This is a genomic window from Chryseobacterium sp. RLHN22 (assembly GCF_051011795.1).
In the GTDB taxonomy this organism is placed as follows: domain Bacteria; phylum Bacteroidota; class Bacteroidia; order Flavobacteriales; family Weeksellaceae; genus Chryseobacterium; species Chryseobacterium zhengzhouense.
In genome coordinates this window covers 96249-116460 of record NZ_JBPCHW010000012.1, presented here as the reverse complement: position 1 = coordinate 116460, position 20212 = coordinate 96249, and the positions used below count along the sequence as shown (strand labels likewise).

Sequence of the window (20212 nt, the reverse complement as noted above, 5' to 3'; positions counted from 1 at the left end):
TAAAATAAACTGTGCAAGAAGTTATTTTTGATTATTCTTGCACAGAGTCATAAATCCTAAGGCATTAGAACGGTATCGATAACGTGGATCACTCCGTTGGACTGATTTACATCTGCAATCGTTACTTTTGCTTTATTTCCTTTCACATCGCTCACATAAAGATCTTTTCCTTTAGTCCAAAATGTCAGCGATTCGCCCTGAACAGTTTTCATGGTCGCTTTTCCGTTACCAGCCTTTACTGCAGCCCAAACCTGTTTGGCTGAATATTTTCCGGGTAAAACATGATACGTAAGTACACTTTGTAGCATTGCTTTGTTTTCGGGTTTCATAAGATTGTCCACCGATGATTTCGGAAGCTTTGAGAAAGCTGCATTGGTAGGTGCAAAAACCGTGAACGGACCTGTTCCCTGAAGTGTTTCTACTAACCCTGCTGCTTTTACTGCTGCTACTAAAGTGGTGTGATCTTTGGAGTTTATTGCATTTTCAACAATGTTTTTTGAAGGGTACATTGCTGCTCCGCCTACCATTACCGTTTTTTCTTTCACAGACTGTGCAGCTGCGTTTCCGCTAAAAGCAAATGATAATGTGATCATTCCTAATACTGCAAATTTTGAAGTGATGTTCATTTTCTTGATTTTTAATTAATGTTTATAGTTTGAAATCTAAAATCACTTACGAACAGTTGAGAGGAATCAGTTTTTGTTTTTCTAGAAATAATTTGTAAGATGTTGATTATTAGAATAATAAATTTTGAAAAATATTTTGTATTTATATTTGAATTGATGTTGAGGTTAATATTTAATAATAAATTATAATAAAAGATGAATAATTCTCAATAACAAATGGTTATTTTAGTATATTTGAAACAAATATTTAATTATAAAAACAAAATATTCTGAAGAGGAAATTGTTCTGCTCATAAAGCAGCATAATGAGAATGGTTTTCATTACCTATATGAAAACTATGCCTCGGCTTTATATGGCGTTATTTTAAGGATTACCCATTCTAAAGAAGCTTCTGAAGAGGTTATTCAGGATACATTTTTGAAAATATGGAATTCCATTGAACAGTATGACAGCAGCAAAGGAAGACTATATACCTGGATGATTAATATTGCCAGAAATTCTGCTTTGGATTATCTGAAATCCAAAAATTTTCAGAACAGTTTAAAAAACCAATCTTTACCTGACTTCGTATATAATGATACCACACTTTCGGTTTCAGACAATCAGGATTTTATTGGTTTTAATAAAATTTTAGATAAATTAGACGAAGATAAAAAACAACTCATCGATCTTGCTTATTACAAAGGTTTTAGTCAATCAGAAATTTCTGAAAAGCTGAAAATGCCTTTAGGAACAGTAAAAACAAAAATGCGGAATGCACTTATGAAATTAAAGGATTTGTTAAAAGATTACAGGTAAAGTGAATACTCAGGAATACATATCATCGGGCATACTCGAAGCTTATATTTTAGGCACTGCAAGCAAGGACGAGGCAGGCATTCTGGAATGCGTGATGACTCATAATGCGGAAGTGAGAGCTGCCTATGAAGAAGCCCAGAAAATTCTTGAAGATTTCACGACAGCTCAGGCAATTGAAGTTCCTGATTCCATAAAAGGTAAAATCTGGGAAAAGATTAAAAGTGAATCTCATACGGATTTACAGGATGATCATAATTCTGATGAAACTGAAATTATACCATTATCAGGCGAAATTCAGAATGAAAAGGCTTCCGATAAAAAAGTGTGGAATCGTTTATCCGTAGCTGCATCTATTTTACTGATTTTAAGTGTTGCCGGAAATTTATACTGGCTCAATGAAAAGAAAAATACAGAGAGCGAATTGAATGCTTTCAGAAAAGAAAAGACTGTAACAGAGGGAAAACTTAAAATTATTAATGAAAAGCTTGCTATAACATCAAATCCTGATATTCAGAAAATTGTAATGTCCGGAACAGAAGCTCATCCCGGTGCAAAAGCTGTTGTTTTTTGGGATAAGACTAAAAATAAAGTTTACCTAAACATGCAAAATATTCCCCAGGCTCCGGCAGGAAAACAGTATCAGCTTTGGGCAATAGCCGACGGTAAACCGGTAAGTGCGGGTCTTTATACGGAAGAAAAAGACACCAGTACTTCTTTAGCAAGTATTGATAAAGCCCAGGCTTTCGCAATAACTCTTGAAAATGAAGGGGGAAGTGCTGTTCCGACAATGGAAAATATGTATGTTTTAGGAAACGTACTTTAAAAAAACTAACACAAACTCTGCGTAATCCGCTAACTCTACGAGAATATAATAAACACTATTTCAAGAGTACAGCAATAATCGCCAAAATTGCCGGCAAAGCCTGCACAAAAAAGATCTTCTTTGTAGCAGAAACAGCACCGTAAATTCCGGCTACAGCAACGCACCCTAAGAAAAATAAAGCAATATTCATTTGCCATTTCGGATCATCAATCAGTAAAGACCAAATCAGTCCGGCTGCTAGAAAGCCATTATAAAGCCCCTGGTTCGCTGCTAAACCTTTTGTGGGTTTAAACATTTCGGCAGGAAGAGCTTTCTTAAAGACTTCTCTTCCTTTGGTTTCCCATGCAAACATTTCCATCCATAAAATATAAAGATGCTCAATGGCTACCACTGCGATTAGAATTTTGGCTACGATTTCCATGAATTAGTATTTTGTGATTGTAAAACTAAAAAAATAAAGTTAAGTTTGGTTATACAATTTCAATAATGGAGACTTTCAAACAACATTTAGATAAATTCATTACGATTACTGATGAAGAATTTGCTTCGGTCCTTTCATTTTTCCAAGAAGTGGAAGTGAAGAAAAAGCAGGATCTGATGTTGAGTGGGGAAATTTGCAAGTCGATGTACTTTGTCGTTAAAGGCTGTCTCCGAAAATTTTTCGTCAACGAAAAAGGAATAGAACAAACTACCGAATTCGCTATTGAAAATTGGTGGATCACCGACACTTTTGCTTATGAAAGGCAGATCAAAACCGATTTTTGTATTCAGGCGGTGGAAAAATCAATCATCTTAGAAATAAATCTTCAGACCCAGGAAGAATTACTGAACAAACATCCGGTGATGGAGCGTTATTTCAGAATGATTTATCAAAGAGCTTACGCAGCTTCTGAAAGGCGTATTCGCTATCTTTATGAAATGACCAGAGAAGAATTGTATGTGAATTTCAGTACATTATATCCCTGGTTTATCCAAAGAATCCCTCAATATTTAATTGCTTCCTTTTTAGGTTTCACGCCGGAATATTTAAGTGAAATCCGTGCAAAATTGGCCAAATCACGTTCTTAAACCAGTTTAAGATTTTTACGATTCTGTATTCTGAACTTTGTCATGTAATTAAAAGCAAGCATCATGACACAGGAAAAAGTTCAGTATTCACAGTTATTTTTAAGACTCGCCATTTCAGCTTCCATGCTTTCTGCCGTTGCAGACCGGTTCGGTTTCTGGGGTGAAAATTCTGCCTGGGGAAATTGGGAGAATTTCGAAAAATATACGGAACAGCTTACCTGTTTTCTTCCTGAAAGCTTAAGTACTTTTTCTGCATATGCCGCAACTTTTTTGGAAGTCCTTTTTCCTTTGATGTTGATTTTAGGCTTTAAGACTAAAATCGCAGCATACGGAACCGGATTTTACTGCTGCTATTTGCTTTCTCGATGACGGTTGCTTTAGGCGTTAAAGCTCCTCTGGATTACTCGGTCTGGATAGGAAGCGCGGCTGCATTTTTATTGGCAACCCAACAAAAATATAATTTTTCAATAGATATATTAACCCAAAAATTTTAAATAGTATGAGCGCAAGATTTAACTGGACAACGCTTCACCCTGCAGCTTACAAAGCGGGAATAGGAATAGAAATGGCCCTTCAGAACAGCTTTTTAGATCCGATTCAGAAAGAATTGATTAAAATCAGATCTTCACAGATCAACGGATGTGCGTTCTGTCTGGATATGCATACCAAAGATGCCCTGAAACATGGTGAAACTCCACAGAGAATTTTTATTCTGAATGCCTGGAGAGACGCGAAAGAATTTTTTACGGAAGAAGAGCAGGTTATTTTGATGATTACAGAGGAAATTACGCTGATCAACCAGAAAGGACTGACAGAAGAAACGTATGAAAAAGCAAAGAAGCTGTTCGATGAAACCCAGATTTCTCAAATCATTATGGCGGCAGTTGCGATCAATATGTGGAACAGAATTGCAAAAGCTTCCCACATGGAAATCGGGAAATAATTCTGGTCAAAATTAATTAACGGTAAAAAGAAATTCTTAACAAAACAAACTCACAAAAATATACGATTATGAGTGCAAGATTCAACATGGCAACGACAAACGCTGCCTCTTATAAAGCGGGAATTGGAATGGAAACTGCTCTTCAGGATAGTTTTTTAAGCCCGATTCAAAAAGAATTAATTAAAATCAGAACTTCACAGATCAATGGCTGTGCCTTCTGTCTCGATATGCATACCAAAGATGCTCTGAAATATGGTGAAACTCCCCAAAGAATTTTTCTTCTGAATGCATGGAGAGATTCGAAAGAACTGTTCAGCCTTGAAGAGCAGATTATTTTAACGATTGCTGAAGAAATTACCTTAATCAGTGATAAAGGGCTTTCGGAAGAAACGTATCAGCAGGCCAAAGGAATTTTCAATGAAAAACAGCTGGTGGATATCATCATGGCAGCCATTTCTATCAATATGTGGAACAGAATTGCAATTTCAACGCACATGCCGATCGGTAAATAAATCTGTTATTTGTTTAAAAAGTTATTTACGCAAAGCGCCTCTCAATATGGAGAAGCGCTTTGTTATTTTTGGCAGTTTAGCTGCAAGACATTAGCATTTAAAGGCTGTTCAACTTTCCGTTCTAATTTTTGGTCATTAACGTTGATGTAAATTTCCATCGAGCCCGTTCCAACGCGAAGAGACAAAATATGTCCGCCATATGCATTGAATTTATCATCCGTTGCAACACCGTGAACATGGATGGATGGGCCTTGATCATTCCAGGCAATCGAACCGGTAAGGCTGCCCATCTCTACTTTATTAAAAGTTTTGGGATCGAATTTTTTAGCATTAAAATCATAAAATCCAAAAGTGACATCCGAAGCAAAACCGATTCCTGTAAAACTTGCAGAAGGAATTTTTTCGGATTTTGCTAAATTTTCAATGTTGGCAATCACATCATCACCTTGCCGAAGAACCATTAAATAGCCTGTCGGAGTTTTGATGTAGCGGCAGTTATCTTTTTGTTGTGCTGTAAAATTGTTCATTATCAGAATTATTAAGACGATAAAAATGTTTTTCAATACATTCATAATCAATGATATTTAAATTAAATAATGAAAATTTTGCACCAAGTTGATGATCCTAAATTTCTTTTAAAGAAGAATTAATAAAATTAAGTTCTTCCTGAGATAAATCGAAAGACATTCTTGGCATTTTCAATGGCTTGCTGAGCATTTCTTGCTCCTGCTAAAACCACTGTGATGGCAGGTTGTAAAGTTGTCCATCTCAAAACCAGCTGAGAAAGTGTAGCTCCTTTTTCCTGGGCAATCGGTTCGATTTTATCCAAGAAAGTTTTCACTTTATGTAAATCAAATTGTGAAAAATATCCGTTTCTGTGATCATTTTCTTTGAGTTTATTATCTTTAAAATATTTTCCGGTCAATAATCCTCTTTCCATCGGACTGTATACGATAATTCCTGAATTATTTTCCAGAGAATAAGGAACCAGATCATTTTCAATCGCACGGTTCAGCATACTGTATGAAACCTGATTGCTCGCTAGTTTTACCGTTTTATTCGCTTCTTCCATTTGTTGAACAGAATAATTGCTCACACCTGCTTTTCTTATTTTTCCCTGTTTAATCAACAATTCCAAAGCTTCCATCGTTTCGTTGATTGGCGTTGTGGAATCCGGCCAGTGCAATTGCAAAAGATCGATATAATCTGTTCCCAATCTTTTTAAGCTTTCCTCGACTTCCTTGATGATATTTTCCTTGGAAGCAAATTTATAAACCGGAATTTTTTTACCATTTTCCTCTGCATCAAAGAAAAATTCTCCTTTTCCGTTATTACTTCCGTCCCAAACCAGCCCAAATTTTGTCAGCAGCTGAATTTTCGAGCGGTCCTTTCCTTTAATAGCTTCTCCGATCATTTCTTCACTCAATCCGAACCCGTAAAATGGTGCGGTATCAATGGATGTTACCCCGTGATCCAAAGATGCGTGAATTGAATTGACAGAATCCTGTTTTTCATTTCCGCCCCACATATTTCCACCGATGGCAAAGGCTCCGTGAGTAATCACTGAAAGTTCCAGATCGGTGTTTCCTAATTTTCTATATTCCATTTTGTTTTAATTTATTTAACTATAAAAGTCACAAAAGTTTATTTGTTTTAATACACTATGAAAACCATAAGATCACATAAGAAGAAAATCAAAGATTTTTAGAAAACTTTATGCTCTTGTCAAAAGAATAATTTTAACTTTTTATGATTGAATTATGAATGTCTATTGTGACTTTTGTGGTTGAAAATTTTATTTGTTCAATTCTTTTAAAATAGCCTCACCAACACTTTTTGCCGATTGAGGATTTTGTCCGGTGATCACTCTTTGGTCACTCACAACATGATTCTGCCAAAGTCCCGATTTTTCAAATTTTGCCCCTCTTTCTTTCAGTTTATCTTCCAGAAGGAAAGAAACAACCTTCGTTAATTTCACTTCAGCTTCCTCTTCATTGGTAAAGGCATTGATTTTTTTACCGTCTACCAAATATTTACCGTTATTCAGTTTAATATTCACCAAACCTGCCGGACCGTGACAAACTCCGGCTACTATTCCTCCGTTTTCATAAATTTTTGAGGCAATGGCAGCAAGTTCCGTGTTGTCAGCAAAATCCCACATCGCACCATGTCCTCCTGCATAAAAGATGGTAGAGTAGTCATTCGGGTTTACCTGAGAAGGCTGTAAAGAATGATCGATTTTATTTTTATATTCTTTATTTTCCCAGAATTCTTTGTTTACGGGATCTTTCAGATCAAATCCGTCAACAGGAGGAGTTGCGCCTTTGGGGCTTACAAAATCGATTTCGTATCCTGCTTTGTGAAGAACTTCCCAGGGATGAGAAACCTCACCAAGATAGTATCCTGTTTCCTGGCCTGTATCGCCTTTTTTGTCATGGCTGGTAACGACAAATAAAATTTTCTTTTTCATATTTTTAGACTTTTTGGTTTGTGCCTGAATGAATCCTATCGTAAAAATAGAAAGGATAAGTAATGCTAATTTTTTCATATTTAATAATTTTTCAACCATTAAGGTTTATTTAAGGAATTTAGAGTATTAAGAATTAGCGAAGCTTTAAGCGGTATGCTTAAAAAAATCTATTGATTTTTCTTAATATATCTTAACTTCTTAATTTTCTTAATGGTTTAATGTTAAATAATTTCAGTTAAATAAATCTGTGGTTTCTCCTGTAGTTTTTCATCAATCAAAGCTCCGAAAGCTTGAATATAAGGTTGTTGATTGTGCTGTGATAAACCTTCTTTATTTTTCCAGATCTCGTAGAAAATAAAGTGATTTTTATCTTCAATTCCCTGATGAAGTGTATAAAGTTCATTAGCTTCTTCTTTCACGGTTTCTTTTACCATATTTTGAAGAACTTCCAAAACTTCTGTTCTGTGCTCTTCTTTTGCTTTGATAATGGCTGTTAAATAAATTTTCATTAGACTAATTGTGGTTTTAATTCTTTTTTAAAAACGTTTGTTAAATGTTCTCTGTATAATTTCATATCCCGTTCAATATTGGCGTTTTTCTCTACATCATGAAAGTGGAAACTTTCCATTTTTTCTAAAGAAACGAATGCATTCATTCTGTGAAAACCAAATAGTGGTCCGTTATCCACACTTGTTTCGTTGAAAAATTCTCCTGGGAGCGTGAAAGCCGTTTCAGGAGCGTTCCAGCTTGTAGTCAACATATATTTTCTGCCTTTCAGCATTCCTCCTGTTCCGTAATTGATTTTAGGATTTTCCGCAGTTCTTCCGTCGCTCATATAAATTCCTTTGGCATGACCGGCGGTGAAAACTTCATCAATATATTTTTTCAATCCATTTGGTAATTGAAACCACCAGATTGGAGTGTGATAAATAATGTAATCTGCCCAAACAAACTTCTGAACTTCTTCGTGTCTGTCATAGGTGTCGCTTACGTTGGTGATTTTTACCTCTACATTTTCGAAGCTTTTCAAGACTTCTAATGTATTTTCTGCAATAGTCTGATTATACTTTCCTCCGGAATGTCCGAAATTTTGTCCGCCGTTGATGATTAATACTTTTTTCATTGTTGTATGATTTTCAATTTTATGATGCAAAGTTATAACGGTAGATTGTATAATAAAAATAATATGAATTATAGTTAGTTATCAGAATAGTGATAATTAAATTTTATTAAATAGAAAAAGCTGTCTCATAATTGAAACAGCTTGTAGATTTTCTTTTATTAAATCCGTTGTCCATTTTGATTTGTTTTTCGTCAATTTGAGTAGATTATTGAAAAAAATCGTATCGAAAGTTTTTAATTTTGAAGATCAATTTGTTCTCAATACATTTTTTCTTCACCTTGTTACGTAAAAACACTAAAACTGACGGATCTAATAACAAAATTTCGCAAAATGTACAACGGGTGTTATTAAATATTATTTTACATCTTTCGAAGCTTTGATGATAACATCAGCAACCTCCTGCGGATGGGAAATGAAGACTGCATGACTTCCTTTGATCTCAGTGATTTTGGCGTTTCCTTTCTTATACATTTTGCGCTGGATAGAAGGTAATATCGCTTCGTCCTGAGTGGCTACAATTCCGTAGGACGGCTTTGTTTTCCAAGGAGCTTTGGTTACTTTTGCATCCAATGCTGCTGTTGCGAAACGGCCTTGCGAAGCATACATGAAATCTGTCTGTTCTTTCGGAAGATCTGCAGCGAATCCATCATGAAATTTATCTTTGTCATAATAAAGAATTCCTTTTTCGTCGGCGGGTAAAATCCCGTTTTTAGGAGATCCGGGTTCTGTTTTTGCCCAATCCAGTGCGGATTCTCCTTTGTCTAACTGGAATGCGGCTACATAAATCAGTGCTGCAACATTGCGGTGATCCCCGGCTTCGGTAATAACACTGCCGCCGTAGGAATGTCCAACTAATAAGGTTGGCCCATCTTGTCTGTCGAGTGCAGCTTTTGTCGCATCCACATCATCTGCTAAAGAACTTAGAGGATTTTGAACAACCGTAACATTGTATCCTTTTTTATTCAGAATATCATAGATTCCTCTATAACCGGATCCGTCTACGAAAGCACCATGTACCAATACTACATTTTTGATTACTTTTTGTGATTGCGCAGAAACATTTGAAACGGTTATTGCTAAAATAAATAATATGGATAAAATTGATCCAAGCGATTTTAAAACTGATGATTTTTTCATTATATTGAATTTAAGATTGTTATTGTTAAAATTCTATGGCAAAGATATAGAGGTCAGTGTTTTGAAAAAATACATAAAAGTTCGTATTTATTGTACTTTTTTCCTTTCTGTATTTTTTTTTGAAACATGTAAGACGTGCTTTAATATTTTTTAATTATTATAATGATGATTATTTTATAATTTTGCATTAGAAATATAATGAATGAGCGATGAACTTCTACAAATTAAAACAGAAGCTTTAATGCAAATTCGCAGCGGAACAATTTGACAATTTATAATTCACAAATTAACATCATGGTAAATCTTGAATGGTACAGAACTTTTAAAGCAATTTATAAGACCGGAACATTGACAGGAGCTGCAGATTCACTGTTTATTTCACAACCCGGAGTAAGTTTGCATTTAAGCTCCTTAGAAGCGTACGTAGGATATAAATTATTCGACAGAACCGGAAGGAAAATGATTCCGACGGAAAGAGGAAAAGTGTTGTTCAATGCGGTTTCTGAACCGTTGACAAAACTGGAAGATGTTGAAAAGAACTTCCAAAAATCTACCGAAAAACACACACCGACAATAAGTGTGGGAATGTGTTTTGAGACGTTTCAGACGACTTTGGAGCAGTATGTTTCCACTTTGCCTTTTAATTTGATTATCAGTTTCGGTGAATATCCTGAAATGCTGGATCAGTTGGATAAAGGGATTTTAGATTTAATCATTACCCCTAAAAAAGGGACTTCGCCTAATATTTTACACGAACCGTTTTCTTCAGAGCAGATTATTTTAGTTGGCGGAAAAAATGTTGATACCGAAAGTTTCAATGAGGTCGTTGCCACAAAAGGTTTAGAACACGTCGAGGAATGGCTGAAACAGGAAAAATGGTACGGAACAACGGGAGACATGGAACATCTTTTCCAGTTCTGGATCCTGAATTTTGGGCATAAGCCGAATTTCCGTCCGAATTATATCGTTCCGAATTTAAATTCAATCATCCGATGTCTGAAAGGGGGTACAGGATTGGCTGTTGTTCCGGATTTTTTATGCAAAAATGAAATTGAATGCGGCGAGGTGAAACTGATTTGGGAAGGTGAGAAAAAATTAGAAAATACTTTGTATTTCGGATGCAGAAAGAAGACCAATTATGCTGAAGAAATTGATTATATCAAAAGTTTATTCAGAAAAGTGATGAGTAAGGATGAGACTTTGATGGTTTAGTTTATTTATTTAACAGCACTTTTGTCATTCAGAGCGAAACGAAATGGAGTGTGGAACCTAATTTTTTCTTATGAATTTATTAATTGCTTAGATTTCTACGGATTACAAAATGGACGTAGAGAGATTTTTCAATTAGTACAAAAAATATTTTCCATATCTTTGCAACTCACAAAACCCAAAATAACAGGATGTAGGATACAGTTTCTTTCAGATTTTTTTAGACAATAACGAGCGAGGTTATTGCAGTTTTAACTTTAATTACAGAAAGAAATCATGTTTTTTTTACAAAATATATCCTTTGGGTTTCCAGCGGGAAATCTGCTATTTAATTCTATCAACTTAACGATACAATCAAACTCAAAATCGGCTTTGGTTGGAAGCAACGGCATGGGAAAATCTAGCTTGCTGAAAATCATAGCGAATGAAATTGAACCTTTGGAAGGCAACGTCAATATTCAGGGTGATTTGTTTTATGTTCCGCAGATGTTTGGAAATTTTAATGATTTAACGGTTGCTGAATGTTTGAAAATCGATAAAAAGCTCGATGCGCTTCAAAAAATCACGAATGGGGAAGTGGATGAAATTTATTTTGAAACGTTGAATGATGATTGGGACATCGAAGAACGTTGTCAAAATGCTTTACAATATTGGAAACTCGAAAATTTAGATTTAAATCAAAAATTGGAAAGCCTGAGTGGCGGACAAAAAACAAAGGTTTTTCTGGCCGGAATTCAAATTAATCAACCTGAAATTATTTTACTGGATGAGCCGACTAATCATCTTGATCTGGAAGGTCGAAATTTGTTGTATGATTTTATTGAAAAAACAAATTCAACCGTTGTGATTGTCAGTCATGACCGTGCTTTACTGAATTTGGTTGACACTATTTTCGAATTAAGCAATCAGGGAATTTCGACGTATGGCGGAAATTATGATTTTTATGCTGAACAGAAAGAAATCGAGAATGAAGCCTTGCAAAACGATATTCATTCCAAAGAACGCGCCCTGAAAAAGGCAAAAGAAAAAGAGCGCGAAACACTGGAACGAAAACAAAAACTCGATGCACGAGGAAAAGGAAAACAGGAGAAATCGGGCGTGGCGAGAATCATGATGAATACGCTGCGGAATAATGCCGAGAAAAATTCTTCGAAATTAAAATCTGTTCATGCCGAGAAAATCAATGATATTTCCGGGGATTTGCGGGATTTGCGTTCGTCGGTGAGAAATGCGGATCAGATGAAAGTGAATTTTAATGATTCGAATCTGCATTCGGGGAAAATTCTGATTTCAGCAGAGGAAATTAATTTTAAATATGACAAAGAAAATCTCTGGAAAGAAAATCTCAATCTTGAAATCCGAAGTGGTGACAGAATTTCTATTAAAGGCTCGAACGGTTCCGGAAAAACGACTTTAATCAAGCTTTTGTTGGGAGATTTGCAGCCTTCTGTTGGGAAGATTTCTAAATCGGATTTTCAGACAATTTATATTGATCAGGAATATTCTTTGATTGATAAACAGGCAACAGTTTACGATTTTGCCCAACAGTTCAACGATAATGCGTTGCAGGAATCTGAAGTGAAAACCTTATTGTCAAGATTTTTATTCGGAAAGGAAACCTGGGGCAAAAAATGTGATGTTCTGAGTGGCGGAGAACGCCTGCGATTGCTACTGTGTGGGCTTTCCATCAGCAATAAAGCACCCGATATGATGATACTTGATGAACCGACGAATAATTTAGACCTCCAAAATGTAGAAATTCTGACGAATTCTATTAAGGATTATCAAGGAACCCTGCTGGTGATTTCCCACGATGAAGTTTTTCTGGAAGAAATTGGCATAGACCGGGAATTATCGCTGAATTAATGATTGTATTTGCAAATTGTACAGAATCAATCAGACATTCAGTGGAGGCGGGCTTTAGCCCGTCTATCAATAAGATTAGAAATCCTTCGGCTTTAGCCAAAACTTATCATAAAAAATCCCGGCTGACTATAACCGGGATTTCGCTTTCTATTTTTCACTTTTCCTGTTGATTGCATCCAGAACCATATCCATCTTTTGTTGTAGTTCATAATCCCCTGAAATTTCAATGAAAGGAATATTCATCTCAGACAGCCATTCGAGATGAGCCTTTAAAGTTCTGTTGGCAATCCCGGTATTGTAATCATAATCTTTAGCCCATTCCATGAATTCCTGATATTTTTGAGTTTTTTCAGGATGAGTGAAAATTTCATCACCATATCTTTCATATTCCCTTTTTTTCAGTCTTTCCATTCGTATTTCAGGAGGAAGATAGAGGAAAATAATCAGGTCAAATGCTGGAAATATATTTTCACCCCAATGAATGATAGAACCTCCGAAAATCCAGTTTTCAGTAGTATGAAGTTTATCCGAAACAATAGTGTTCCTTATTTCAGGATTCTGTTTTTCTGTAAAAGGAACTTCAGTTTTAAGCCAGAAAAAATCATCACTGTCAAAGTATTCAATATCGAGTTTCTCAGACAGTGCTTTTCCTAAAGTGGTAACGCCGGAACCTGAAGCTCCGAAAATATGGAGTCTCATAATTTTGTTACCATCCAGTTATAAATCCTGTTCAGTACCTCTTCCCGTATTTCCTCATTCAGAATCTCATGGCGCATATCCGGATAGATCTTTACGTCTACATTTTGAAAACCATCAGCTTTTAAGTGGCTGACCGTATGCATTACACCTTTTCCAAAATCGCCAATGGGATCATTCTTCCCGCTTACGAATAAAAAAGGAAATGATTTGGGAATGGAAGAAGCCCAGTCTCTTGCAGTTGCTTTTTTATAAATGGTAAATAAAGTGTAAAAAGCATTATGGGTAAACGGGATTCCGCAAAGTTCATCCTGTTCAAAAGTTTTTCGGTTTTCAGGATTTATACTGAGCCAGCTGGTATCGCTAAAATTTTTATCCTTTTTAAAATGCTTGTTATTCACACTCGTAAAAACGGAATTCAAAAAAGTACGATAACGAGGTGCAACGATATTGGCTAATGATAAATAAGCTCTTAATACGTTTATCCCCGGTAAAGGTCCTCCGGTTCCTGTAATGACAGCTCCTGAAAATTTATTGCCTGCCTTTTGAAGAAGACAGCGTGTAATAAAAGACCCCATAGAATGCCCTAAAATAAAGTGTGGAACCTCCGGCTACTGTTCTGCAAGATGATCTGCCATCATTTCTGCATCTGCCACAAGTCTTTCATCCGGTTTTTGAAGCTGAAAGAATCCAATGTCTTTTTTCTCCTTCACCGATTTCCCATGTCCTAAATGGTCATACGTCAATACAGCAATACCATGAGCCCCAAAATATTCTGCAATTTCTATATATCTCCCGCTATGTTCCTGCATACCGTGAACAATAAGCAGGGTGGCTTTTGCTGTTTCCGGAGAAAACATGGTGTAAAAAAGCTGTGATTCACTGCTTACCTTTGATGAAAGGTAGGCTGCGGTTTGGGATACTGACATAAGAACTTATTTAGATGCTAATCAAAGATATGGAATACTAAAGTTCTCAATATAATTTTATTTGATAAACAGACGAATAATTTAGATCTCCAAAATGTGGAAATTCTGACAAATTCTATTAAGGATTATCATGGAACTTTGGTGGTTATTTCGCATGATGGGGTGTTTTTGGAGGAGATTGGGGGGTGTGGTGCGGTTTTGTTGAGTTTTTAAATAGTAAAACGCCAATGTGCTAACATTGGCGTTTTACTAACTATTATCATTTTAAAAGTTGTCGTAATTATCTATTTCATCCGCTTCATCATCGTCAAAAAATATAGTATTTAATGATCCGTCTAAGCTTCCATGTTCTAGAAAATAATTATAGAATTGATTTATAACATCAAATCTAAAAGTTAAAGATTTTTCAATATGTACTCCTTGTTGATTAAAAAAATCAAATTCTTGTAAAATAGGATTTGGACTCTCTAATAATCTGTTTTTAATTCTTATATTTTCAAACTCATTTAGAAAACTATTTAAATTTTCAGGAGAAGCGTTATGTTTTGACTTAATAAATTGATAATATACAGGAATAATTCCCTTACCTTTCAATAAATTGTCAGAATCACTGAAAATATTATTAAATCTATCCAAGATATTTAAAGTATTTTGGATAAGGACTTCAACTTGGTTGGTTGGTTGAGCGTTGGTTCTTAAAAATTCTTCTAATTCTTTATTTCCTAAGTTGACTAAATTTTTATTATACTCTATAAAAAGTAGTTTTGTTAATAAATCATTATATTGAAATCTTGGATTTTTAAATTTTACTTTTCTTGTGAAAAAAATGTTTTCAGAAATTATATCTCGAATTTTTCTGTTTAAGTAACTGTTTATTGCATTACGTTTTTCGGCATTGGTTAAAGCGATACCTCCATTTAATCTTAAAAACATTTCTTCTAATCTATCGTCTTCATCTGTAACTATAAATATAACATCTAAAACACAATTTATAATACGTTTAGCAATTGAGGGAAAATCTAATAATAATTTATCAAATGTATAGTTGTTTAAGCTTATGTCATTTTCAATTATTTTACAAGAACTATCAAGAGAATATTTATTATCTAAAAAATCAAAGATAGCTTGTAGTCTTTGTTTTCCATCAATTACAGCATATAAAGAATTATTTATATTTAGAGGATTATCAGTTTCAATAAAATAATTGAAATAAAACTTAGGAATATCAAACTCATTAATAATTGTATCTATTAATAATTTTTTTTTCTCTGGTTGCCAAATTCCTCCGAATCGCTGATAATACGGAGAGAAATCTATTTTATCTTTTAAATTATATAACTTACCAATAGTTTGTTGGCCAAGTTCATTTATAGCATATATTTTATACATGACTTATTAACTATTTTGTGTTAACTCTCTTCTTAACTCAAGAGAAAGGTGATTTAAATCAGGAAATAATGATGTCTCACTCATACCTATAACACTTAGTTCATTCTTAACTAGGTTTATTTTGTTTTGTCCCTTAAGTGTAATTTTTTTTAAAAATTCATTTGCTTTTTCATTTTCTTCTAATTTTGGGATATTTTCTGAAAAAGGATATAAAGTAAAAACGCCTTTCTGAGCAACTATTCTTTCATTATTTAAAGGTCCAAATATTGCAACCGGATAAGTAGGAACTTTCGATCCAGTTTTGTAAACTCCTTGAATTTGATCATCAGATGTTATACTGGGAATTTTTGTGGTTTCGGAAATGTTCGCCAGTCTGTTTAGTTTTAAAGGTGCTAAACACCAAATATCAATATCTTTTTCATAGTGTTTTCCACTTTCGTTAGAATCATCTCTAAAAAAAACAGAAAATGCTAATGCTGTAATTGCAGAAGATGTCCAATCTAATAATCTAGTTGGCATTCCAAAATGTTGCATTAAAAAGAACCATTCATATTCATTTTTTGCATTGAATGAACTTTTTAGATATGGAATTGATTTTGATTGAAAATGTACTAAAAAGTCGTTTTCCATATCACATGTAAATGGGTTTCTAAATAAAGATGGAGTTAAAGTATATTCAGAATTTTCGTGGCCTCTAAACCAAGTAGTGCCAAAATCTTTATTAATATCATTTACAGCTTGCACGAAATCTGTTAAGCTGTTGATTTCAATTATGTTTTCAGGATTCATGGATGTTTTTATTGTTCAAATTCAAATATATAAATAATAAAGTATATTAAACTTGATAAACAATTATTTTTATGACTCATTAAATGATTTCCACCCACTCAAAAATAAAATCCACCACAAATTTGCTCACCCAATTTTTTAAAAGTAATTTTGCATGAATCTAAATAAAAGTAAAATATGTCAACTTACGTAGTTGTAGGTCTTCAGTATGGAGATGAAGGTAAAGGAAAAATCACGGATGTTTTATCGGCAAAATCAGATTACGTTGTGCGTTTCCAGGGAGGAGACAACGCGGGTCACACGGTTTATGTAGGGGATGAGAAATTCGTTTTACACCTTCTTCCATCGGGAGTTCTTCAGTGCAAAGGGAAGTGTATCATTGCCAACGGAGTAGTGGTAAATCCTAAATCTTTCATTAAAGAGGTGAATCAGATCGAGAGCAAAGGCTTGAAGACAGATCACATTTTCATCAGCAGAAGAGCGCATGTCATCATGCCTTACCACATTCTTTTGGATACTTACCGTGAGGAAGAGCACGGAGGAACGCAGATCGGAACGACAAAAAAAGGGATCGGACCTTGCTATGAAGATAAAATTGCAAGAGTTGGGATCAGAATGATCGACCTTCTGAATCCTGAAATTTTAAGAGATAAAATCGAGAAAAACTTAAAAATTAAGAATTCTCTTTTTGAAAAATATTACGGAAAGCCGACATTAGACGTTGAAGAGATTTACAACGAATATTTAGAGATCGGAAGACAGCTTCAGGACAGAATCGTTGATACGGAGCTGGAATTAAACGAAGCGATCAGAGATGGTAAAAACGTTTTGTTCGAAGGAGCACAGGCTTTGATGCTTGATATTGACTTCGGAACGTATCCATATGTTACTTCTTCTTCTCCATCTACAGGAGGAGTTTGTTCAGGAGCAGGAGTTCCGCCAACTTCCCTTCAAAACTTGATCGGTGTTGCAAAAGCATACTGCACAAGAGTGGGGAATGGACCTTTTCCATCAGAATTAGACAACGAATTGGGAGAAAGCATCAGACAAATCGGAGGAGAATTCGGTGCAACTACAGGTAGACCTAGAAGAACAGGTTGGTTGGACCTTGTTTCTTTGAAGCATGCTTGTATGATTAACGGGATCAATAATCTTGTAATTACGAAATTAGACGTTCTTACAGGAATTGAAAACCTGAAAGTAGTTACTCATTACAAAACTGAAGACGGAAAAATCATCGATTATTTCACTTCTTCAACAGAAAAATTGTACAACTACGAACCTATCTACCAGGATCTTCCGGGTTGGAAAGAAGACATCACAAAAGCAAGAAGCTATGATGAACTTCCTGATACCGCTCAGAAATACATCGAGTTTATCGAGAAGTATTTAGGAATCAATGTTTATTTAGTTTCTGTTGGTCCTGAAAGAAGCCAAAACATCATCAGAAAAGAATTATTCTAAGGAATTTTTTAAATAATTTAAAAGAGACTGTCAATTTTGGCGGTCTCTTTTTTTGTCATTGCGAGGAGCGAAAGCAACGAAGCAATCCAAAAACTATCAACCAACAACTATTATTCTCAATCATGTAAACTTCCAGCATCCATCCTCCAACTTCCTTTCTTTTTAAAAGCTATTTCCCGCTTTCCGCACTCGCTATTTTGTTTTGTTTGGACGGCGCGGCGAAGCCGCGCCGCCCAAACAAAACAAAATGAGCTCAAACAATGCTGCAATCGGGGCTAAGAATGTCACCTTCAATTCAAATAACAGAACAAAATTAAAATTAGTTCAAACTTGGCACCATTATAAATTCAATTCTCAAAGTAAAATCTTTTTAAATACTAAGAACAACATCAAACTTCCAGCATCCACCAAAACCCTTATTCAATAAATAGTTAAAATTTACACTTTAACATGTATTTTAAAGGAAGTATTTGGTTTTTGTAAAATTTTGGCAAATATTTTGATATTGTTTCAAAGATTATTTCAAAACATATTGAAAACTGATAATCTATAATATATTAACAATTTAATTTTTGTAGTGATGAAACACCTAGAACACAATCAGGATTTCAGGCTGAACGAAATCCTTTTCGAGCACCGTAATAAAGCGTATGGAGCTTATGTATTAAGAACAGAATCAGACCGAATTTTAACCAAAGCATTTTTTATTGGAGTTGGTTTATTGGCTGCAGTTTCTATTATTCCTGTAGCGATTTCAGCTTTTAAATCAACTGAAACTGTAATTATTCAGGATCCAACCCCGCCAATTATGATTGATGTGGATAAACCAAATGATCCACCAGCGGAAGTTTTACCACCACAAACAGTGACTCCGCCACCTCCAAGTGTAAGACAGTATGATTCTCAGGTGGCAACCCCTAAGAGAAATGCTAACGAAAATGGTATTGTAGAAGATATTCCGGATGACGCAATTGCGGGAGTAAAAAATGACTTTACAGCTCCTCCGGCTCCACAGATTAATGTTCCTACGACAGTTATTTCCGGTCCGGGAACAGTGGCGCCTCCGAAAATAGCTCCTGTTGCACCTGTTGAAGATCCAAATAAAATTGTTGAAGGTACTGAATTAAGCAAAAGTGCAGATTTTGAAGGAGGGATCAATGCTTTTAGAACCAAAGTAATGAACAAATTTGATGTATCTGCTTTTGAAACGGAAGATGTTGTTAGTACAAAACTAACTTTTATTGTAGAAAAAGACGGTACCATTTCAAATATCAAGGCAAACGGAAAAGATGCTTCATTCAATGCGGAGGCGATCAGAACCATTAAAGCAGTTAAAGGAAAATGGATTCCGGGAAAAAATAAAAGAGGTGAATCGGTAAGAAGTTATTTCAGCTTCCCGATTTCAATGAAGTTCGATAATTAATTACCTTGAAAACGAATCTTGATAGTTATCCACAAAGAATTTTTTTTGTGGATAATTTTTTTTATATCTAAAATCCTTATTAACAATATTTTAACTCAATTTTCGTTTTAGTCATTCCCTTAGAGCAGAGAAAAAAGTGTATTTTTGAAGCTTAAAGTTCAAGTAATGGCAAAAATTATAGGTATCGCTAATCAGAAAGGTGGGGTAGGGAAAACTACTACTGCCGTAAATTTAGCTGCAGCATTAGGCGTTTTAGAAAAAAAAATTCTGATCATTGATGCAGATCCGCAGGCAAATGCAACTTCAGGTCTTGGTGTGGAAGAAGTGCAGTATTCTACCTATAATCTTTTGGAACACAGTGTTGAAACTAGAAACTGTATTCAGAAAACTACAACTCCAAACTTAGATATCGTTCCTTCTCATATCGATTTGGTTGCTGCCGAAATTGAGCTGGTAGACAAAGAAAACCGTGAGTATATGCTGAAAGAGGCATTGAAGGAGGTGAGAGATGATTATGATTTTATCATCATCGATTGCGCTCCGAGTTTAGGTTTAATTACCGTAAACGCGCTTACAGCAGCAGATTCTGTCATTATTCCGATTCAGTGTGAATATTTTGCTTTAGAAGGTCTGGGTAAGCTTTTAAATACCATTAAAAACGTCCAGAAAATTCACAATAAAGACTTGGATATTGAAGGATTGTTGTTAACGATGTATGACAGCCGTCTGAGACTTTCAAATCAGGTAGTGGAAGAAGTAAATGCACATTTCCCGGAAATGGTTTTCGAAACCATTATCAGCAGAAATGTAAGGTTAAGCGAAGCGCCAAGTTTCGGAGAAAGTATCCTGAATTATGATGCTGAAAGTAAAGGTGCTATTCAATACATTCAGCTTGCAGAAGAGGTTTTATTGAAAAACGAAAATTTAGTAAAAAATTAAAATGATT

21 protein-coding genes and 2 pseudogenes are annotated in these 20212 nt (G+C 34.9%); 11 read left to right on the top strand and 12 right to left on the bottom strand.

Annotation, left to right across the window (positions count from 1 at the left end; all coding sequences use genetic code 11):
• Positions 1 to 56: 56 nt before the first annotated feature.
• Entirely contained in the window at positions 57 to 626 is a 570-nt protein-coding gene (locus tag ACR1PN_RS13305) for a fasciclin domain-containing protein (protein WP_433980425.1), read from the bottom strand.
• A 250-nt stretch (positions 627 to 876) separates the two neighbouring features.
• Here ACR1PN_RS13305 and ACR1PN_RS13300 point away from each other — a divergent pair, with 250 nt between their 5' ends.
• Both ACR1PN_RS13300 and ACR1PN_RS13295 read left to right on the top strand, forming a co-directional pair.
• On the top strand, positions 877 to 1425 hold the full coding sequence (locus tag ACR1PN_RS13300; RefSeq protein ID WP_378182197.1) for an RNA polymerase sigma factor: 549 nt from the start codon (positions 877 to 879) through the stop codon (positions 1423 to 1425).
• Position 1426: 1 nt separating this feature from the next.
• On the top strand, positions 1427 to 2248 hold the full coding sequence (locus ACR1PN_RS13295; RefSeq protein WP_433980424.1) for an anti-sigma factor: 822 nt from the start codon (positions 1427 to 1429) through the stop codon (positions 2246 to 2248).
• Positions 2249 to 2303: 55 nt separating this feature from the next.
• Here the strand turns inward: ACR1PN_RS13295 and ACR1PN_RS13290 are convergent, their stop codons facing one another.
• On the bottom strand, positions 2304 to 2669 hold the full coding sequence (locus tag ACR1PN_RS13290) for a DUF1304 domain-containing protein (RefSeq protein ID WP_433980423.1): 366 nt from the start codon (positions 2667 to 2669) through the stop codon (positions 2304 to 2306).
• Between the two features lie 65 nt (positions 2670 to 2734).
• Here ACR1PN_RS13290 and ACR1PN_RS13285 point away from each other — a divergent pair, with 65 nt between their 5' ends.
• The 4 genes from ACR1PN_RS13285 (at position 2735) to ACR1PN_RS13270 (ending at position 4771) form a co-directional block, all read left to right on the top strand.
• Positions 2735 to 3316 (top strand): Crp/Fnr family transcriptional regulator, encoded by a 582-nt coding sequence (locus tag ACR1PN_RS13285; RefSeq protein WP_378181949.1) that lies wholly within the window; start codon positions 2735 to 2737, stop codon positions 3314 to 3316.
• A gap of 63 nt (positions 3317 to 3379) precedes the next feature.
• Positions 3380 to 3685, top strand: a complete 306-nt coding sequence (locus tag ACR1PN_RS13280) for a DoxX family protein (RefSeq protein ID WP_433980422.1) — start codon at positions 3380 to 3382, stop codon at positions 3683 to 3685.
• Positions 3686 to 3815: 130 nt separating this feature from the next.
• On the top strand, positions 3816 to 4259 hold the full coding sequence (locus tag ACR1PN_RS13275; protein WP_072952647.1) for a carboxymuconolactone decarboxylase family protein: 444 nt from the start codon (positions 3816 to 3818) through the stop codon (positions 4257 to 4259).
• Positions 4260 to 4327: 68 nt separating this feature from the next.
• The gene (locus tag ACR1PN_RS13270) at positions 4328 to 4771 is read left to right on the top strand and encodes a carboxymuconolactone decarboxylase family protein (protein ID WP_072952648.1); all 444 of its coding nucleotides are present in this window, start codon (positions 4328 to 4330) and stop codon (positions 4769 to 4771) included.
• A 62-nt stretch (positions 4772 to 4833) separates the two neighbouring features.
• On the opposite strand, the gene ACR1PN_RS13265 is transcribed toward ACR1PN_RS13270, so the two are convergent.
• The 6 genes and pseudogenes from ACR1PN_RS13265 to ACR1PN_RS13240 form a co-directional block, all read right to left on the bottom strand.
• Positions 4834 to 5298 (bottom strand): PPC domain-containing DNA-binding protein, encoded by a 465-nt coding sequence (locus ACR1PN_RS13265; protein ID WP_433980421.1) that lies wholly within the window; start codon positions 5296 to 5298, stop codon positions 4834 to 4836.
• Between the two features lie 97 nt (positions 5299 to 5395).
• Positions 5396 to 6377, bottom strand: a pseudogene (locus tag ACR1PN_RS13260) (aldo/keto reductase).
• Between the two features lie 189 nt (positions 6378 to 6566).
• Entirely contained in the window at positions 6567 to 7319 is a 753-nt protein-coding gene (locus ACR1PN_RS13255) for a type 1 glutamine amidotransferase domain-containing protein (RefSeq protein WP_433980420.1), read from the bottom strand.
• 143 nt (positions 7320 to 7462) lie between these two features.
• Complete coding sequence (locus tag ACR1PN_RS13250; RefSeq protein WP_433980419.1) at positions 7463 to 7750, bottom strand: putative quinol monooxygenase; 288 nt, start codon at positions 7748 to 7750, stop codon at positions 7463 to 7465.
• Complete coding sequence (locus ACR1PN_RS13245; RefSeq protein WP_433980418.1) at positions 7750 to 8364, bottom strand: NAD(P)H-dependent oxidoreductase; 615 nt, start codon at positions 8362 to 8364, stop codon at positions 7750 to 7752. The genes ACR1PN_RS13250 and ACR1PN_RS13245 overlap by 1 nt, the downstream gene beginning before the upstream one ends.
• Positions 8365 to 8718: 354 nt before the next feature.
• The gene (locus ACR1PN_RS13240) at positions 8719 to 9501 is read right to left on the bottom strand and encodes an alpha/beta hydrolase (protein WP_433980417.1); all 783 of its coding nucleotides are present in this window, start codon (positions 9499 to 9501) and stop codon (positions 8719 to 8721) included.
• A 294-nt stretch (positions 9502 to 9795) separates the two neighbouring features.
• Between ACR1PN_RS13240 and ACR1PN_RS13235 the strand changes: the two genes are divergently transcribed.
• Together ACR1PN_RS13235 and abc-f are read left to right on the top strand one after the other, a co-directional pair.
• Positions 9796 to 10713, top strand: coding sequence for a LysR family transcriptional regulator (locus ACR1PN_RS13235; RefSeq protein ID WP_433980416.1), 918 nt, complete (start codon positions 9796 to 9798; stop codon positions 10711 to 10713).
• Between the two features lie 273 nt (positions 10714 to 10986).
• Positions 10987 to 12576: a ribosomal protection-like ABC-F family protein gene (abc-f, locus tag ACR1PN_RS13230; protein WP_433980415.1), complete on the top strand. Its 1590-nt coding sequence runs from the start codon at positions 10987 to 10989 to the stop codon at positions 12574 to 12576.
• A gap of 147 nt (positions 12577 to 12723) precedes the next feature.
• On the opposite strand, the gene ACR1PN_RS13225 is transcribed toward abc-f, so the two are convergent.
• The 4 genes and pseudogenes from ACR1PN_RS13225 to ACR1PN_RS13210 form a co-directional block, all read right to left on the bottom strand.
• Entirely contained in the window at positions 12724 to 13275 is a 552-nt protein-coding gene (locus ACR1PN_RS13225) for an AAA family ATPase (protein ID WP_433980414.1), read from the bottom strand.
• Positions 13272 to 14132 (bottom strand): annotated as a pseudogene (locus tag ACR1PN_RS13220) (alpha/beta fold hydrolase). The gene ACR1PN_RS13225 and the pseudogene ACR1PN_RS13220 overlap by 4 nt, the downstream one beginning before the upstream one ends.
• A gap of 333 nt (positions 14133 to 14465) precedes the next feature.
• Positions 14466 to 15590: a DUF262 domain-containing protein gene (locus ACR1PN_RS13215; protein ID WP_433980413.1), complete on the bottom strand. Its 1125-nt coding sequence runs from the start codon at positions 15588 to 15590 to the stop codon at positions 14466 to 14468.
• Positions 15591 to 15596: 6 nt separating this feature from the next.
• The gene (locus tag ACR1PN_RS13210) at positions 15597 to 16379 is read right to left on the bottom strand and encodes an FRG domain-containing protein (protein ID WP_433980412.1); all 783 of its coding nucleotides are present in this window, start codon (positions 16377 to 16379) and stop codon (positions 15597 to 15599) included.
• A gap of 177 nt (positions 16380 to 16556) precedes the next feature.
• On the opposite strand from ACR1PN_RS13210, the gene ACR1PN_RS13205 reads away from it, so the two are divergent.
• From ACR1PN_RS13205 to ACR1PN_RS13195, 3 genes are all read left to right on the top strand, one after another.
• Positions 16557 to 17843, top strand: a complete 1287-nt coding sequence (locus tag ACR1PN_RS13205; protein ID WP_433980411.1) for an adenylosuccinate synthase — start codon at positions 16557 to 16559, stop codon at positions 17841 to 17843.
• Positions 17844 to 18423: 580 nt separating this feature from the next.
• A complete protein-coding gene (locus ACR1PN_RS13200) occupies positions 18424 to 19266 on the top strand; it encodes an energy transducer TonB (RefSeq protein WP_433980410.1) in 843 nt (280 codons plus the stop codon).
• Positions 19267 to 19431: 165 nt separating this feature from the next.
• Positions 19432 to 20205 carry a ParA family protein gene (locus tag ACR1PN_RS13195; protein WP_378181906.1) on the top strand — a complete coding sequence of 258 codons (774 nt, stop codon included), beginning with the start codon at positions 19432 to 19434 and terminating at the stop codon, positions 20203 to 20205.
• The last annotated feature ends 7 nt before the right edge of the window (positions 20206 to 20212 follow it).